Annotated in this window: 16 protein-coding genes; 9 read left to right on the plus strand and 7 right to left on the minus strand. The window is 61.2% G+C overall.

The window, feature by feature from the left end:
• The first annotated feature begins 240 nt into the window (after window positions 1-240).
• From GEV38_RS20300 to GEV38_RS20310, 3 genes are all read left to right on the plus strand, one after another.
• The gene (locus GEV38_RS20300) at window positions 241-1,647 is read left to right on the plus strand and encodes a PAAR domain-containing protein (protein WP_080604897.1); all 1,407 of its coding nucleotides are present in this window, start codon (window positions 241-243) and stop codon (window positions 1,645-1,647) included.
• Entirely contained in the window at window positions 1,640-2,026 is a 387-nt protein-coding gene (locus GEV38_RS20305; RefSeq protein ID WP_054573777.1) for a hypothetical protein, read from the plus strand. Before GEV38_RS20300 ends, GEV38_RS20305 begins: the two co-directional genes overlap by 8 nt.
• A 243-nt stretch (window positions 2,027-2,269) precedes the next feature.
• A complete protein-coding gene (locus GEV38_RS20310; RefSeq protein WP_015271331.1) occupies window positions 2,270-2,638 on the plus strand; it encodes a hypothetical protein in 369 nt (122 codons plus the stop codon).
• Window positions 2,639-2,816: 178 nt separating this feature from the next.
• Here the strand turns inward: GEV38_RS20310 and GEV38_RS20315 are convergent, their stop codons facing one another.
• Together GEV38_RS20315 and GEV38_RS20320 are read right to left on the minus strand one after the other, a co-directional pair.
• Complete coding sequence (locus tag GEV38_RS20315) at window positions 2,817-3,077, minus strand: DUF3077 domain-containing protein (RefSeq protein WP_015271332.1); 261 nt, start codon at window positions 3,075-3,077, stop codon at window positions 2,817-2,819.
• Between the two features lie 644 nt (window positions 3,078-3,721).
• Window positions 3,722-4,705, minus strand: coding sequence for a TauD/TfdA family dioxygenase (locus tag GEV38_RS20320; protein WP_054573776.1), 984 nt, complete (start codon window positions 4,703-4,705; stop codon window positions 3,722-3,724).
• 181 nt (window positions 4,706-4,886) lie between these two features.
• On the opposite strand from GEV38_RS20320, the gene azu reads away from it, so the two are divergent.
• The 3 genes from azu (at window position 4,887) to GEV38_RS20335 (ending at window position 8,335) form a co-directional block, all read left to right on the plus strand.
• A complete protein-coding gene (gene azu / locus GEV38_RS20325; RefSeq protein ID WP_015271334.1) occupies window positions 4,887-5,336 on the plus strand; it encodes an azurin in 450 nt (149 codons plus the stop codon).
• 33 nt (window positions 5,337-5,369) lie between these two features.
• Window positions 5,370-7,022: a cyclic peptide export ABC transporter gene (locus tag GEV38_RS20330; RefSeq protein WP_054573774.1), complete on the plus strand. Its 1,653-nt coding sequence runs from the start codon at window positions 5,370-5,372 to the stop codon at window positions 7,020-7,022.
• A gap of 155 nt (window positions 7,023-7,177) precedes the next feature.
• A complete protein-coding gene (locus GEV38_RS20335) occupies window positions 7,178-8,335 on the plus strand; it encodes a hypothetical protein (RefSeq protein WP_054573773.1) in 1,158 nt (385 codons plus the stop codon).
• Window positions 8,336-8,471: 136 nt separating this feature from the next.
• Here the strand turns inward: GEV38_RS20335 and GEV38_RS20340 are convergent, their stop codons facing one another.
• Window positions 8,472-9,407 carry an aspartyl/asparaginyl beta-hydroxylase domain-containing protein gene (locus tag GEV38_RS20340; protein ID WP_013973745.1) on the minus strand — a complete coding sequence of 312 codons (936 nt, stop codon included), beginning with the start codon at window positions 9,405-9,407 and terminating at the stop codon, window positions 8,472-8,474.
• 287 nt (window positions 9,408-9,694) lie between these two features.
• Window positions 9,695-10,669, minus strand: a complete 975-nt coding sequence (cysK, locus tag GEV38_RS20345) for a cysteine synthase A (protein WP_013973746.1) — start codon at window positions 10,667-10,669, stop codon at window positions 9,695-9,697.
• A 134-nt stretch (window positions 10,670-10,803) separates the two neighbouring features.
• On the opposite strand from cysK, the gene GEV38_RS20350 reads away from it, so the two are divergent.
• The 3 genes from GEV38_RS20350 (at window position 10,804) to GEV38_RS20360 (ending at window position 14,143) form a co-directional block, all read left to right on the plus strand.
• On the plus strand, window positions 10,804-11,877 hold the full coding sequence (locus tag GEV38_RS20350; RefSeq protein ID WP_013973747.1) for a DUF748 domain-containing protein: 1,074 nt from the start codon (window positions 10,804-10,806) through the stop codon (window positions 11,875-11,877).
• A gap of 228 nt (window positions 11,878-12,105) precedes the next feature.
• The gene (locus tag GEV38_RS20355; protein ID WP_013973748.1) at window positions 12,106-12,951 is read left to right on the plus strand and encodes a MoxR family ATPase; all 846 of its coding nucleotides are present in this window, start codon (window positions 12,106-12,108) and stop codon (window positions 12,949-12,951) included.
• 13 nt (window positions 12,952-12,964) lie between these two features.
• Window positions 12,965-14,143 (plus strand): VWA domain-containing protein, encoded by a 1,179-nt coding sequence (locus GEV38_RS20360; RefSeq protein WP_013973749.1) that lies wholly within the window; start codon window positions 12,965-12,967, stop codon window positions 14,141-14,143.
• Window positions 14,144-14,257: 114 nt separating this feature from the next.
• On the opposite strand, the gene GEV38_RS20365 is transcribed toward GEV38_RS20360, so the two are convergent.
• From GEV38_RS20365 to GEV38_RS20375, 3 genes are read right to left on the minus strand one after another with little or no spacing between them, the layout of a single operon-like run.
• Window positions 14,258-15,175, minus strand: a complete 918-nt coding sequence (locus tag GEV38_RS20365) for a biotin-dependent carboxyltransferase family protein (protein WP_054573771.1) — start codon at window positions 15,173-15,175, stop codon at window positions 14,258-14,260.
• Complete coding sequence (pxpB, locus tag GEV38_RS20370) at window positions 15,172-15,858, minus strand: 5-oxoprolinase subunit PxpB (RefSeq protein ID WP_054573770.1); 687 nt, start codon at window positions 15,856-15,858, stop codon at window positions 15,172-15,174. Before pxpB ends, GEV38_RS20365 begins: the two co-directional genes overlap by 4 nt.
• Complete coding sequence (locus tag GEV38_RS20375) at window positions 15,855-16,634, minus strand: 5-oxoprolinase subunit PxpA (RefSeq protein ID WP_054573769.1); 780 nt, start codon at window positions 16,632-16,634, stop codon at window positions 15,855-15,857. The genes pxpB and GEV38_RS20375 overlap by 4 nt, the downstream gene beginning before the upstream one ends.

Below are 16,634 nucleotides of genomic sequence, written 5' to 3' on the forward strand. Positions count from 1 at the left end.
GTGGCGGTGGCCTTGTCGGCCTCTTCGCGGGTAAAACCCACAGGTACACCACAGCTATCGAGGCTTGTGCACTACCTGTGGGAGCGGGCATGCCCGCGAAGAGGCCGGCATTGCCATCAATAAAATCACGTAGTCCAAATCTCTATTCCTTGTAGGACCCTTCCTAAACCCTCCCCACCCCGAAAATACCCGCCCACAGCCTGCTAGGTTCCTGGCTTCCACCTGAAAAAGAGGCGAGCCATGAGCATGCGCATGAACATCTTCGGCCGATACCAAGGCCTGGACGGCGACGAAACCAGCACAGGCGCCATTTGCATTGCCAGCCAAGCCAGGGGCCGTGTGCATGGCCGCAACTGGCTACTTCAAGGCGACCCGACCACACCCTGCCCGCTATGTGGACAAGCGGGCACCATCGTCGAGGGCGAAGTCCGCTGGCGGCAGGATGGTATTCCCACGGCTCTGGACGGAGCACTGGTGCAATGCGGGTGCCCACAGGGCAGCAATCGCCTGGTTGCAAGTGGGTACGCACCTCCGGCTTCGCGCAGGGCACCCGCACCTGAGCCTGTTCGTGAGGCACCAGCACAGGCCCGGACGGGTAACCCGGCAAGAAGTACCTATCAGCCTGAGGTGGTTCAGCCCTCGCCCACCCCTCAAGGCATGGAGCCCGGTTTCTACATCGTTCCGCGCTGCATGACGTATCAGGAAATCCTGGCAGAACTGGGCGCGCCGCAGGCCAACCTGCCTCGGTCGATTCTGGAGCGGCTGAACCCGACCTATCAGCAGGGGTTCAAGGCGGGCGAGATCTTTGTCATTGGCGATGGTTTGAGGCGCCCGGTGTGCACTCGGGAAGAACTGTCTGCGATGAGTGCAGCAAAACAAGCTCGTGAAGCACTGGCGGAACTGACGCCCGAAGAGGCGGAATTCATGATGCGCCATCAAGCCGAGATTGCTGCGTTGCTCAGCGATGTGAGCCTGGCGATGGGGGTGAGCGAGGCGATGGTTGCCAAGTCGCTGGATGAACTCAGCACCATTTTGAAAAAAATCGAAGAGCTCCATAAAGTCCAATTCGTCAAGCACGGACATCTTCGGCACCCTGAGTTCTTTGCAGAACGTCAAAAGCTGTTCACGCAATTGAGTGCAAACTTGAATGCGACCCTTCTAAAAAAACACCTCAATCTCGGAAACTATGAAAGTCTGCGCCGGGACTTGGGAATTTCTTCGAGAAGCTTGGTGCACCACTGGAGCAAAGCGGGAGGACCGACACATATCCCTGGCTACTCGACACACTTAGACAAGCTGGCCAAGCTGGCTAAATATTTAAAAGCCGGAGGGCGTGTTGGCATTACTATTGGCGGTGGCGGATCTGCCCTGAAAATTTCAGAGGTGTGCAAAGAGGGCAACACAAATGCCTGTAAAAAAGTCAGCGTTTCTGAGGCAGGTAATTTCTCCGGTGGCTTAGCTGGTGGCTGGTTGGCAGGAAAAATTGCGGGCAGAATCTCTGCGAAGGTTTGCTGGAGAGTCGGACCCTACGCCGTAGCATGCGGAATAGTGATCACTGGTGGAGGCGCCTTGGCCGGCAGCATCGGTGGTATGGAAGCGGGTGAGGAGTTCGGAGAATTAGTCTTCGAGGTCTTTGGAGATGATTGATTACCTTGACGTAAAACTAAGACTATTTCTGTTAGGCACTCCTATCTGCCTCGCCTTAATCGGGCTTGTATCTGACCTTCACATTGCGTGCTCTCGCCAATATAAAGAAATGACTTCAGCACTCCAACGGAGCGCGTGCCTTCCATTTGCGACCGGCATGTGGGGAGAGAAAAAAATAGGTTCCAGAATTCTAGTTATTTCTGTAATCGCTGGCGCCATTGGGTCCCCCGCCTCAAGCATTCGCAGCGGGCTATTGGATGAGCAAGACCATTTACAATTCCCTGAGAAGTTAAGAAGAAAAATTCTTATTGCATCATCACTAAACACCATCGGCATCGCTTGGATAGCCATCTATTACCTGATGAAACTGCTAGACTGAGAGACAAAACAGATGAACTCAAATCTTTCATATAACACCGAACCTCAAGCAAACCGGCGCATTCAAAAACACCGACTTCACGTAGTCTCTACATCGAAGCTGATCACCATGACCTGCTTAACCTGGGGCCTTTATATACCCTATTGGAGCTATTGCCACTGGAGACTTATCCGAGGACAAAGCGGGTTCGCTCTAATCCCGTTGCTCTGCGGCGTGTTTGGCTCTTTCTTGATTTACCCCCTAATGAAAAGAGCAATCACCTATAGCAAAGAATTGGATCTGACCGTCGAAGGTACAGCGCTTGGAGTGACATTGAGATATTGGGTACCTTACCTGCTCTTCGTGAGCTGGCAATTCTGGGCACCCGACCAGCCGGAGGAAAGCCAATCGCTCTATAACATGTTCATGCTGCCGCTCGCGCTTCTGGTCACGTCTGTGACTTTAACCTTGGTAGCGCTGGTGCAAATTCAGCAAGCAGCCAACGCTTATGAAGGTGACCCAACAGGTCTGCGGAACGCTCAAATTACTTGGGCAAACGGGCTATGGATAATTATCAGCTGGTCGCCCTCCGCCGCTCTACTTGCACTAATTTCTCATTATGCCAACCACTAAATGACGTAAAGGTCGGTTTGCCACTGATTGTATGGCACCGGCTGCGCCGGTGTTCGCGGGCACGCCCGCTCCCACAGGAGTTGTGCATACCCTGCGGCATTCTGCTTAACCTGAGGCATGCACAATCCCTGTAGGAGCGGCTTTAGCCGCGAAAGGGCCAGCCCAGTCAATACAAGGATCAGCGCAGCAAACCCAACTCGGCATCATCCAGCAGCGCCTTGGCCATGGCTGCAAAGTAATGCGAAGCCCAGAGCATCTGCTGATCGCCGTCCATCAAACCGGTCAGTGACAAGTCGCGTGCATAGCCCATCAACTCCGAGGCTTGCTCCCGGGCGCTGCGGCAGGGGATGCCCTCAGCGATACGGAACAGCGGATGGGTTTGGCCTTCGCCTTGGTAGAAGTAGGTGACACCGGGGGTGGTTTTGGTTTCGTCGGTCATGGAATGGTCATCATATGAGTTATGTGCCACCCGTCCGTTTCCACACATTGGGGTGACAGCTGCACACGGGGTGGAAAACCAGGCATATGATGAACCCGGTAGGCCCGAAAGCCTCCCGCGTACAGCTGTCGTGTCAACAATCATCATATGTCTTGCCAGGTTTCCACACCCGATCGCTGAACCGTCAGCGACAGGCAAAGCCTAGAGTGCGGGATTTGCAGGAACAATCAGACGCGTGTCGACAGAGGTTGTAGGGTATTTCGCAGGGGGTGGAGTTGCCAGTCCCGAGGCGTAGGAAGAGTCTGGGATTTTTGTAGGTTGCTGGGGGCATGTCTTGAGAATGCGTCAGGGCTGACAGGTGTTCGCCATGACAGGTTCAGCGCCTATGAGATCGAGCGCCGCCCGCGCGGCGCATCGCGAGCGAAGCTCGCTCCTACATCTGTTTCGGGCCAATTATTCCTGAGGCATTGGCGCGCGGCCCCTTGGCGTTCGACTGGATATCGTGTGGGACAAACAAGGCGGCCGCGCGCGCTGGCACAGGCAATACTGGCCCGAAACAAATGTAGGAGCGAGCTTCGCTCGCGATGCGCCGCGCGGGCGGCGCTCGATCTCATAGGCGCTGAACCTGTCATGGCGAACACCTGTCAGCCCAACACCTCCCTATGCCCCTGCGCCATCGCCACCACTACCTTGCGCTTGCCGGTAAACGGCGACCGCGCATGCGCCGCGAGCATGTTATCCAGCATCAGCACATCGTTCTCCAGCCAAGGGAAGCTAATGGTGCATTCATCCAGCACCCCACGCACTTCATCGAGCAGCGAATCCTCGATGGTCGTACCGTCGCCGTAATACACGTTACGCGGCAAATCCCCTTCCTCGACGATGTCCATCAACGACTCGCGCACCTCTGGCTGCAGGTTCGACACATGGAACAGGTGCGCCTGGTTGAACCACACATCCTCCCCAGTCACCGGGTGGCGCGCCACCACCTGGCAGCGCTGGCGGGTGCGCAATTCGCCGTCATCCTTCCAGATGCACTCGATGGCATGCGCCCGGCAATAGGCCTCGACCTGGCGCGGGTCTTCAGTGTTGAACACCTGCGACCATTCCACATCAAGGCCGTTGCCGTAGTTGCGCACGTACATCAGCCCCTTCTCCACCAGCCGCTCACGAATGCGCGCCGGCATGCGCCGGTACACCTCGCGGCTGTCGGCAATCGGCGTCTCGCCACCGGTCTCGGCGGGGATCACGCTGTAGAACCAGATTTTCATCGGCCATTCCAGGGTGTAGGCCTGCTCGTTGTGCAGGGGGATGCTCTGGTGCGCCGGGTACTCGGTGGAGGTGTACACGCCCTTGGTCACGTTGCTGCGCGGGGTGGAGCCAAACTCGTAGTTGAGCAGCGGGTGACCGAAGGAAGCGGCGAACTGGCGGAAAGCTTCGGCACCACCCACCTCGAAGCCGCGAAACAGGATGCCGCCCGCCTGCAGCAGGTGCCGGTCCACCAGCGGCTGCAACTCGGCAAAGGCTTCCAGCAGGTCGATACCCGGTTCCGGCGCGCGCACCAGCAGTGGCAGGTTGCCGCGTGCGGCGTCCAGGGGTTCGATCGCAAAGCTCAGCAGTTCACTCATGTCCGGTCACCTCAGGCCAGGGCCGCATAGGCGGCGAAATCGGGATGTGCGCCATGTCGGCGCCTGACTGAATGAACGAGCGGGCGATGGGGAAATTCACCTGGGCCGCACACACAGGTAAAGCCGGCGCGCGCCGGTTCGTCTGAACGATGTGCACCCTTCTATCGCCCAGGAACCGTACATGACTCGCCAGCTTCTGCTCCTCGCCCTGCTCGCCGTGGCCCCTGCCGCGTGGTCGGCAGAGCCATGCGCCGTGGAAATCCATGGCACCGACCAGATGACCTTCGACAAGGCCGCCATCACCGTGCCCAAGGCTTGCGCCGTGTTCACCGTCACGCTCACCCACCCTGGCGACATGCCGAAGAACGTGATGGGCCACAACTGGGTGCTGAGTACCCAGGCCGACATGCAAGGCGTGCTCGACGACGGCCAGAAAGCCGGCGAGGCACTGGACTACGTGAAGCCCGGCGACACCCGGGTGCTCGCCCACACCCGCCTGATCGGCGGCGGTGAAACAGACAGCATCAGCCTCGACGTCCGGTCGCTGAAGGCAGGTACCGCGTACAGCTTCTACTGCTCGTTCCCGTTCCACGGCACCTTGATGAAAGGCTCCCTGACCCTCGGCAGCTGACCCGCCCCCACCTCACCAGCGAGATCACGCTTCATGAAAACCTCCTCCCCCGGGGCCATCCGCGAATTGCTGGGCCTGCTGAAACCCTACCGCCCGGCGGTAATCGTCTCGGTGCTGCTGGGCATGCTCGGCGGTCTGGCCGTGACCGCCCTGCTGGCCACCGTCAACCAGGGCCTGCATGCCGCTGGCGGCATGAGCCAGGGCGTGATCCTGGCCTTCGCCGGCCTGTGCGTGCTGGCCTTGGTCAGCAGCGTGGCGGCCGACAGCGGTACCAACTACGTTGGGCAGAAAGTCATCGCCAGGCTGCGCAAGGACCTCGGCGCCAAGGTGCTGTCAGCGCCGATCGAGCAGATCGAGCGCTACCGCACCCATCGCCTGATCCCGGTGCTGACCCGCGACGTCGACACCATCAGCGACTTTGCCTTCGCCTTCGCCCCGCTGGCCATCTCGCTCACCACCGTGACTGGCTGCATGGCCTACCTGGCCTGGCTGTCGTGGCCGATCTTCCTCATCACCCTGGCGGCCATCGGCATTGGCAGTGGCATCCAGTACGTGGCCAGGCAGAAAGGCGTGGCCGGCTTCAACGCCGCCCGCGATGCCGAAGACAACCTGCAGAAGCACTACTCGGCCATCGCCGAGGGCGCCAAGGAGCTGCGCATCGACCGCCGCCGCCGCCACGCCATGCTGACCCGTAACATCCAGGGCACCGCCGACTTCATCGCCAACACCCATATCCGCGCCATCAACATCTTCGTCGCGGCCAAGAGCCTGGGGTCGATGCTGTTCTTCGTGGTCATCGGCCTGACCCTGGCCCTGCAATCGCTATGGCCGAGCAACGACCCGGCGGTGATGAGCGGCTTCGTGCTGGTGCTGCTGTACATGAAAGGCCCGCTGGAAACCTTGATCGGCAACCTGCCTATCCTCGGCCGCGCCCAGGTGGCGTTCCGGCGCATTGCCGACCTGTCCGAGCGCTTCTCCTCGCCCGAGCCGCACCTGCTGCTGGAGCCGCCGGTCAAGCGCGCCGCCCCGGCCAGCGCGCATCTGGAGCTGCACAACGTCGAGTACGCCTACCCGCCGGTGGACGGCAACGAGCCGTTCCGCGTGGGGCCGGTGAACCTGAGCATCGAACCGGGCGAGATCCTGTTCATCGTCGGTGAGAACGGCTGCGGCAAGACTTCGCTGATCAAGCTGCTGCTGGGCCTGTACACCCCGCAACGCGGCGAAGTGCGCCTGAACGGCAAGGCCGTCGGCCCGGAGGGGCTGGATGACTATCGCCAGCTGTTCACCACGGTGTTCGCCGACTACTACCTGTTCGACGACCTGCCCGAGCATGAACACAGCCTGCCCAGTGATGCCACGCGCTACCTCGAGCGGCTGGAAATCGCCCACAAGGTGAGCGTGCGCGATGGTGCCTTTACCACCACCGACCTGTCGACCGGCCAGCGCAAGCGCCTGGCACTGGTCAATGCCTGGCTGGACGGGCGGCCGGTGCTGGTGTTCGACGAATGGGCGGCGGACCAGGACCCGACCTTCCGCCGGGTGTTCTACACCGAGCTGCTGCCGGACCTGAAGCGTTTGGGCAAGACCATCATCGTGATTTCGCATGATGACCGGTATTTCGATACGGCGGACAAGGTGGTGCACCTTAGCCGGGGGAAAGTGGTGGAGGCGTTGGAGCCGGTTTGAAGCAGCAAAGGGGGGCTGCGCGCCCCCTCATCAAACACGACCTATAATCGCTCTATAGTCTGTCTATAATTCCCTATAAACACCGCCCCTGTCAGATCTATAATGCCTCTATAATCAATCTATAATCGACTATAAATTGAAACGGAGGGGCCGAGATGCCTGAAACTGTCTATCACCGTCCGGCGCTTGCGTCCCGCCTGTCGAAATTGATCCTGCAAGTCGCCGTGGGCAGCGCAGCAAGCTCTGGTGTGTTTCTCGCTGCGCCACGACGTACCGGGAAATCCACCTTTGCCCGCGAAGACCTGCGCCCGGCCCTCGAAACAGCCGGGGCCATTGTGCTGTATGCCGATCTGTGGAAAGACCTGACCAAAGATCCCGGGCAAGTCATCGTAGAAGCGGTGCGTGAGGCGGTCGGGCGTAACGAAGGCTTCATCACGCGGCTGGCAAAGTCATCTGGCATGGAGAAGGTCACTGTCGGCGGCCTGAATTTCAGCGTGGACAAGATCGGGCTGGGGCAAGATGTCGACCTGACCACCGCCCTGGCGGCGCTCTCCGATGAGTCCCGCAAGATCATCGTGCTGATCATCGACGAAGCACAGCATGCAATCACGACCGAGCAAGGAATAGCGGCGCTGTTCGCCCTCAAGGCAGCCAGAGACGAACTCAACAGTTCGAAGCACCATGGCTTGCGCATCGTCTGCACCGGTTCAAACCGGGACAAGCTGGCCATGCTGCGCAACAGCAAGGACCAGGCGTTCTTCGGCGCCTCCATGGCGCAGTTCCCGACCCTGGACCAGGACTTCATCGACTGGCTGTGCGCCAATATCGACCTGCCATGCGCACTCGATTCAACGGAGGTGTTTCAGCTCTTCAAGGAAAGCGGCTATCGCCCAGAGCTATTGGGTGCGGCCGCGGATGAAATCCGCTTCGACTTCGGCATTGAACCCGAGGCCATTCCGGCACGGTTCAGAGAGCTTGTCCAGGCACAAGCCAATGACTTGAACGCAAACCTGAAAAAGGTGATCCACAGCCTCACGCCTATCCAGGCTGCGGTTCTACGTGTCATGTGCGCAAAGGGGAACGACTACGCGCCGTTCGAGGCCCCGACCCTGGCACTTTACGCCAAAGCGATGGAACAGGCTGGCGTGGATGCGAGCGAAGTGAAGGCCGAGGTACCGGGGGTGCAGCAAGCGCTCATCGCCTTGCAGGACAAGAACCTGGTGTGGAAAGCATCGCGGGGGGTGTACGCGGTAGATGAACAGGTGATAGTCGATATCGTGCGAGCGGACGGTTTGCTGGAAGGTCTTGCCTGAGTGGTTTTCTGAGAGGACGCCGGGGGCGCTTTGCGCCCCTATCGCGACACAAGGCCGCTCCTACAGGAGTACTCGATCACCTGTAGGAGCGGCCTTGTGTCGCGATGGGCTGCAAGGCAGCCCCAACAGGCAGAAATCAGAACAGCCAGTGATACAACAGGTACACCACCACCGCCGCCAGCACCGGCCGCAGCACGCGGTAGGCCTTGGGGTTGGCGCGCTTGAACTGCTTGACCTGGCTACTGATCCGGTTGCTGAAGCGCTTGCTCCAGGCGTAGGCCTGGTTGATCCCGCCAACGCGCTCGTCATCAGTGTTCTGCGGCGCGGTGGCACGGCCGAGGAAGGCGCTGACCTTGCGGTTGATGCGAGTCATCAGCGGGCTGCTCAGCGGGCGTTCGATGTCGCAGAACAGGATCACCCGGGTAACGTCGGTCTCGTTCTTGACCCAGTGCACGTAGGTTTCATCGAACATCACATCCTCACCGTCACGCCAGGCATATTCCTCGCCATCGACGTAGATGCGGCAAGCATCGGAGTTGGGGGTGGACAGGCCCAGGTGGTAGCGCAGGGAGCCGGCGAACGGGTCGCGGTGCGGGTTCAGGTGGCTGCCGCCGGGCAGCAGGGCGAACATCGCACCCTTGACGTTGGGGATGCTGCTGACCAGCTCGACGGTGCGCGGGCACAGGGTTTCGGCAGAAGGCAACGGTTTGTCGTACCACTTCAGGTAAAAGCGCTTCCAGCCTTTCTTGAAGAACGAACCGAAGCCGGCGTCGTTATCCTTCTCCGCGGCGCGGATGTAACCCTCGTCGAACAGGCGCATGGCCTCTTCGCGGATTTCCTGCCAGTTGTCCTTCAGCACGTCCAGCTCGGGGAAGCGCTGGCGGTCCAGGTAGGGTTTGGACGGCACGCCGGAAAACAGGTACATCAGGCTGTTATAAGGGGCGAACAGCGCCGAATGGTTGACGAACTGGCGCAACACCGGCAAGCGAGCCTTGCCGCGCAGGTGCACGAACAGCACGCTGCCAAAAAACACCAGCAAGACACCCGCCTTGGCTGCAAAGGAAAAGGTCATGCTTTCACTCCTTGAGGAAGAAACAGGGCTGCGCGCCCTGCACTCCGATAAATCATCCTGCCATCATAAACTGATGCCGCCAGGGTAAAAACAGCCCGGGCAGCAACTCAATCATGAAGATTTTGCAATAAACCACGCTGGCGAGCATTGCTGCGGGTCAGCAGCAGGGCATGAAACCTGGGGGCGCCTTGCGCCCCGTTCGCGACACAAGGCCGCTCCTACAACAGGTCGCATTCCCTTGTAGGAGCGGCCTTGTGTCGCGATGGGCTGCAAAGCAGCCCCACACCTTACTGCTGGTTTTCCTGCTCGCTGAACATGTCGCTGAACAGCATGCTCGACAGGTAGCGCTCGCCGGAGTCCGGCAGAATCACGACGATGGTCTTGCCCTGCATTTCCGGCTTTTCGGCCAGGCGCACGGCCGCTGCCATCGCCGCACCACAGGAAATGCCACAGAGGATGCCCTCTTCCTGCATCAGGCGGATGGCCATGGCCTTGGACTCTTCGTCGGTCACCGTTTCCACCTGGTCGACGATCGACAGGTCGAGGTTCTTCGGCACGAAGCCTGCGCCGATGCCCTGGATCTTGTGCGGGCTGGGCTTGAGCTCTTCGCCGGCCAGGGTCTGGCTGATCAGCGGCGATGCCACTGGTTCCACCGCCACCGACAGGATCGCCTTGCCCTGCGTATGCTTGATGTAGCGCGAAACACCGGTGATGGTGCCGCCGGTGCCAACGCCCGCCACCAGCACGTCGACCGCGCCGTCGGTGTCGTTCCAGATTTCCGGGCCGGTGGTTTTTTCGTGGATCGCCGGGTTGGCCGGGTTTTCGAACTGGCCCGGCAGGAAGTACTGGGCCGGGTCGGAGGCGACGATTTCATTGGCCTTCTCGATGGCGCCCTTCATGCCCTTGGCCGGGTCGGTCAGCACCAGCTCGGCGCCCAGAGCCTTCAGCACCTTGCGGCGCTCCAGGCTCATGGATGCGGGCATGGTCAGCATCAGTTTGTAGCCACGGGCTGCGGCGACGAAGGCCAGGCCGATGCCGGTGTTGCCCGAGGTCGGTTCGACGATGGTCATGCCCGGCTTGAGCTTGCCGCTGCTTTCGGCGTCCCAGACCATGTTCGCGCCGATGCGGCATTTGACCGAATAGCCCGGGTTACGCCCTTCGATCTTGGCCAGGATGGTCACGCCGCGCGGGGCAATGCGGTTGATCTGCACCAGCGGCGTGTTACCGATGGAGTGGGCGTTGTCTGCAAAGATACGGCTCATGGCAGGGGTCCTTGGCATGAAAAAAAGCAGGGAAAGACCTCAAGGGTAAGCCCGCACCGGTGGCCCGTAAAGCCTGTTCGAACTCACGCGGACTCGTTGCGGTCAACCGCATATCCTGCGTTGGAGACACTTCGATGAGAGCCCGTTATCGCTGGCCGTTGATCGGCCTGGCCAGCCTGATCGTGCTGTTGCTGGCGCTGCACCTGGCCCTGCCCTATCTGGTGCGCGACTACCTCAATGACAAACTGGCCGACATGGGCGACTACCGTGGCCAGGTGGCCGATGTGGACCTGGCCTGGTGGCGCGGTGCATACCAGATCAACGGGCTGAAGATCGTCAAGACCACCGGCAAGGTGCCGGTACCGTTTCTCGATGCACCGCTGATCGACCTGTCGGTGAGCTGGCACGCCCTTTGGTACGACCGCGCAGTGGTTGCCGAAGTCATATTCGACCGGCCGGAACTCAACTTCGTCGATGGCGGCAACAAACAGAACTCGCAGACCGGTCAGGGCACCGACTGGCGCCAGCAACTGGAAAAACTGCTGCCGATCACCCTGAACGAGGTTCGCATCGACAACGGCGTGCTGACTTTCCGCAACTTCAACTCCAAACCACCAGTCAACCTCAAGGCCACTCAGCTCGATGCCAGTATTCGCAACCTCACCAATATTCGTGACGAAAAGGGCCGACGTGATGCCAGCTTTGATGGCACGGCGCTGATCGTAGGCGACGCCAAGGTGGAAAGTCGCGCTACCTTCGACCCGTTCAGCGATTTCGACGACTTCGAGTTCCGCCTGCGCGCCACGGGTATCGAGCTGCGCAAGCTCAATGACTTCGCCAGCGCCTACGGCAAGTTCGATTTCAATGCCGGGCACGGCGATGTGGTGATAGAGGCCGAGGCGACCAACGGGCGATTGAACGGGTACATCAAGCCACTGTTGCGGGATGTGGATGTGTTCGACTGGCAGCAGGATGTGCAGGAGAAGGACAAAGGCTTCTTCCGCTCGGTCTGGGAAGCGCTGGTAGGTGCAACCGAGACAGTATTGAAGAACCAGCCGAAGAACCAGTTCGCGACCCGGGTAGAGCTCAGCGGCAGCGTGCACAAACAGGATATCAGCGCCTTCGAGGCGTTTCTGCAGATACTGCGCAACGGGTTCATCGAGGCGTTCAATGCGCGGTATGAGCGTGATGCGCCGGATTCCGACTAGGATCGAGTGACGGGGCATTCAGGGACTGAATACCTGGTCTGCGTTTCCAGTCGGCGAACCCCGCGTTATAGTCGGTGACAAATCAAAATATGTGCTGCCTGTTCCGGCCCTATCGCCGGCAAGCCAGCTCCCACAGGATCCCCACAGTTCTCAAGACCTGTGCTGTACCTGTGGGAGCTGGCTTGCCGGCGATAGGGCCAGAGCAAGCTACCCTCAGAGGACAGACCCATGAAGTTCGAAGGCACCCGCGACTACGTCGCCACAGACGACCTGAAACTGGCGGTAAACGCGGCCATCACCCTCGAACGCCCCTTGCTGGTCAAGGGCGAACCCGGCACCGGCAAGACCATGCTTGCCGAGCAGTTGGCGGCCTCGTTCGGTGCGCGCCTGATCACCTGGCACATCAAGTCCACCACCAAGGCCCACCAGGGCCTCTACGAGTACGACGCGGTCAGCCGCCTGCGTGACTCGCAGCTGGGCGTGGACAAGGTCCACGATGTGCGCAATTACCTGAAAAAGGGCAAGCTGTGGGAGGCCTTCGAGGCCGAGGAACGGGTCATTCTGCTGATCGACGAAATCGACAAGGCCGACATCGAGTTCCCCAACGACCTGCTGCAAGAACTCGACAAGATGGAGTTCTACGTCTACGAAATCGACGAGACCATCAAGGCCAGACAGCGCCCGATCATCATCATCACCTCCAACAACGAAAAGGAACTGCCGGACGCATTCCTGCGCCGCTGCTTCTTCCACTACATCGCTTTCCCCGACCGCACCACCCTGCAGCAGATTGTCGACGTGCACTACCCGAACATCAGCCAGTCGCTGGTCAGCGAGGCGCTGGACGTGTTCTTCGACGTGCGCAAGGTACCAGGCCTGAAGAAAAAGCCGTCCACCTCCGAACTGGTCGATTGGCTCAAGCTGCTGATGGCCGACAACATCGGTGAAGCGGTGCTGCGCGAACGCGACCCGACCAAGGCCATTCCACCGCTGGCCGGCGCGCTGGTGAAGAACGAGCAGGACGTACAACTGCTCGAGCGCTTGGCCTTCATGAGCCGGCGCGGCAACCGCTGACAGGAGCCGGGCCATGCTGCTCAACCTGTTCAATGAAATGCGCGCGGCCAAGGTGCCGGTGTCGGTACGCGAACTGCTCGACCTGCACCAGGCCCTGCAAAAGCGCGTGGTGTTCGCCGACATGGACGAGTTCTACTACCTCGCCCGCGCCATCCTGGTGAAGGACGAGCGCCACTTCGACAAGTTCGACCGGGCCTTCGCCGCCTACTTCAAGGGCCTGGAGAACCTCGACCGGCACATCGAGGCGCTGATCCCCGAAGACTGGCTGCGCAAGGAATTCGAGCGTTCGCTGACCGACGAGGAACGCGCGCAGATCCAGTCGCTGGGTGGCCTGGACAAGCTGATCGAGGAGTTCAAGAAGCGCCTCGAAGAGCAGAAGGAGCGTCACGCCGGCGGCAACAAGTGGATCGGCACCGGCGGCACCAGCCCCTTCGGCTCCGGTGGCTTCAACCCCGAGGGCATACGCGTGGGCGAGGCCGGCAAACGCCAGGGCAAGGCGGTGAAGGTGTGGGACCAGCGCGAATACAAGAACCTGGACGACCAGGTGGAGCTGGGCACGCGCAACATCAAGCTGGCCTTGCGCCGGCTGCGCAAGTTCGCCCGTGAAGGCGCCGCCGAAGAGCTGGACATCGACGGCACCATCGACCACACCGCGCGGGATGCCGGGCTGCTGAACATCCAGATGCGCCCCGAGCGGCGCAACACGGTGAAGCTGCTGTTGCTGTTCGACATCGGTGGTTCGATGGACGCCCACGTCAAGGTCTGCGAAGAACTGTTCTCGGCGTGCAAGACCGAGTTCAAGCACCTGGAGTACTACTACTTCCACAACTTCGTGTACGAGTCGGTGTGGAAAAACAACCTGCGCCGCACCTCGGAGCGCTATTCCACCTTCGACCTGCTGCACAAGTACGGCGATGACTACAAGGTTGTGTTCGTTGGCGATGCAGCCATGGCGCCCTACGAGATTACCCAGCCGGGGGGCAGCGTGGAGCACTGGAACGAAGAGGCCGGGTATGTGTGGATGCAGCGTTTCATGGAGAAATTCAGGAAGATCATCTGGATCAACCCGTACCCGAAGCAGGCCTGGGACTACACCGCATCGACCCACCTGGTGCGGGACTTGATCGAAGACAAGATGTACCCGCTGACCTTGCAGGGGTTGGAGGAAGGGATGCGTTACCTGTCCAAGTGATTTTGCCAGTGCCGGCTCTTTCGCGGGTAAACCCGCTCCTACAGGTCCCGCACAGGCCTCCCGGCTTGCGCCGTACCTGTAGGAGCGGGTTTACCCGCGAAGAGGCCGGCTGCCTTATCGCCAACGGTCCAGGTAAGCCTGCTGCTCCCGCCACGCCTCATCCTGCACCACCGCCCTGAACCGCACCACCGCGCCCGGCATGCACTGCGCCAGTTGCGCCAGCGCCAACGGCGTCAATGCCCCCAGCCGCGGATAGCCGCCGATGGTCTGCCGGTCATTGAGCAACACGATCGGCTGCCCATCCGGCGGCACCTGCACCGCCCCCAGCGGAATCCCCTCGGAAATCATCGGCGCGCCCTGGTAGACCAGCTGCGGCCCCAGCAGGCGGATGCCCATGCGGTCGGCACGGCTGTCCAGCGTCCACTCGCGGTTGAACGCCTCGAACAGGCTGGTACCGCTGAAGTCACCGATCTGTGCGCCGATCACCAGGTCAAGTACAGGCTTTTGTGGGTACTGTGGCCGCAGCGCTTCGGGTACCTCACGCAGGGTCGGCGAAGTGCCTGAGAATGCCAGAACCTGGCCTTTGCCAAGCGCAGAACCCTGACCATCGATACCGCCAAGTTCTTCCCGCACAACGGTGGCACAACTGCCCAGCACATCCTCGCCGAGGAACCCGCCAGGCGCCGCCAGATACGCTCGCACGCCCTGCTTCGGCTGCTTCAGGGTCAACCGCTGGCCCTTGACCAACGCAAAGCTGCGCCAGGGCGCCAGCGGCTGATCATCGACACGCGCATCCAGGTCGGCACCGGCCAGGGCCAGCACACAATCCTGCTCGGCGACCACACAGAAACCACCTAGCGCCACCTCGACCACCGGCGCCGCCAACGGGTTGCCCAGCAGCCAGTTGGCCCAGTGCATCGCCACCCAGTCCAGCGCCCCGCCCTGGGTCACGCCCAAATGGCGTACGCCAAAACGCCCAGCATCCTGTAATTGGCACAGCGGAGTACTGGCCTCGATCTTCAACTGCTTCATGCTTGTGCCTCCACATCACCGCCCAACGCCACGAAGTCGCTGCGCGAAACCGGCACGAAGCGCACCCGGTCACCGGGTTGCAACAGGCTGTAGCCCTGGCGTTCATGGTCGAACAGGCGCACCGGGGTACGCCCGATCAGGTTCCAGCCACCCGGCGATACCGCTGGATAGGCCGCCGTCTGGCGCTCGGCAATGCCGACGCTGCCGGCCGCCACGCGCTTGCGCGGGGTGCTAAGGCGCGGGCTGGCCAGGCGTTCGTCCACCAGGCCCATGAAGCCGAAACCGGGGGCGAAACCCAGGGCGAACACCGGGTACTCGCGCTCGCTGTGCAAGCGGACCACCTCTGCTTCACTCAAGCCACTGCGGGCCGCCAACACCGGCAGCTCCGGGCCGACGCTGGCGTCGTACCACACCGGGATCTCATGGCGGCGGCCACCGCTGCCCGTGTCTGGCTGCAAGCCCTCCAGCGCACGGATGATCAGTGCCCTCGCCTCACCCGGTGGCAGGTCGAACTGCACCATCAGCGTGGTGTAGGACGGCACCAGGTCCAGCAAGTGCTTGCCGAACGTCGCGTGCAAGCGCTGGCTGGCGACAAGCATCCACGGCATGTTGCCCTCGTCGATACCATCGAACAGGCGCACCATCAGGCTGTCGATGGCCACGACTTCAATACGGGGTTTCATCGCGACTCCAGGGCATCGAGAGCCTGGCGAATCTGCCGCACAGCCGCCACCGAACTGTCGTTGTCACCGTGTACGCACAGGGTACTGGCTGCAAGCCTCAGTGCACTGCCATCGTCCGCGACGAGCGTATCGCCGCGGGCCAGGCGCACGGCCTGCTCCACCACCAGCGCCGGGTCGTGGTGCACCGCGCCGGGCAGGCGACGCGACACCAGATGGCCGCTGGCGGTGTAGGCGCGATCGGCGAATGCTTCGAACCACAGCGGCACGCCAATCTCATCTCCCAGGGCCTGGGCGGCGCGGTTGTCGGCGGTGGCCATCAGCATCAGCGGCAGGTCTGCGCCATAGGCCGCCACAGCCTCCAGTACGGTGCGCAGCTTGAGCGGGTCGGCCATCATGTCGTTGTACAGCGCACCATGGGGTTTCACGTAGGCCACGCGGCCGCCCAACACTTTGCAGATGCCGTCCAGCGCACCGATCTGGTAATGCAGCAGGTCGCGGATTTCCTCCGGGCTGCAGGCCATGGAGCGGCGGCCGAAGCCGACCAGGTCCGGGTAGGCCGGGTGCGCGCCGATGGTCACGCCGTGCTCCAGCGCCAGGGCCACGGTGCGGCGCATGATGCCGGGGTCGCCGGCGTGGTAGCCGCAGGCGATGTTGGCGCAATCGATGTAAGGCATGACTTCGGCATCCAGGCCCATGCGCCAGCTGCCGAAACTCTCGCCCATGTCGCAATTGAGTAGCAGGCGTTCCACTGCACGGCCTCCGTTGTCGTTGTTCAT

Source organism: Pseudomonas sp. 13159349, assembly GCF_013305685.1.
Taxonomy (GTDB): Bacteria; Pseudomonadota; Gammaproteobacteria; order Pseudomonadales; family Pseudomonadaceae; genus Aquipseudomonas; species Aquipseudomonas asiatica.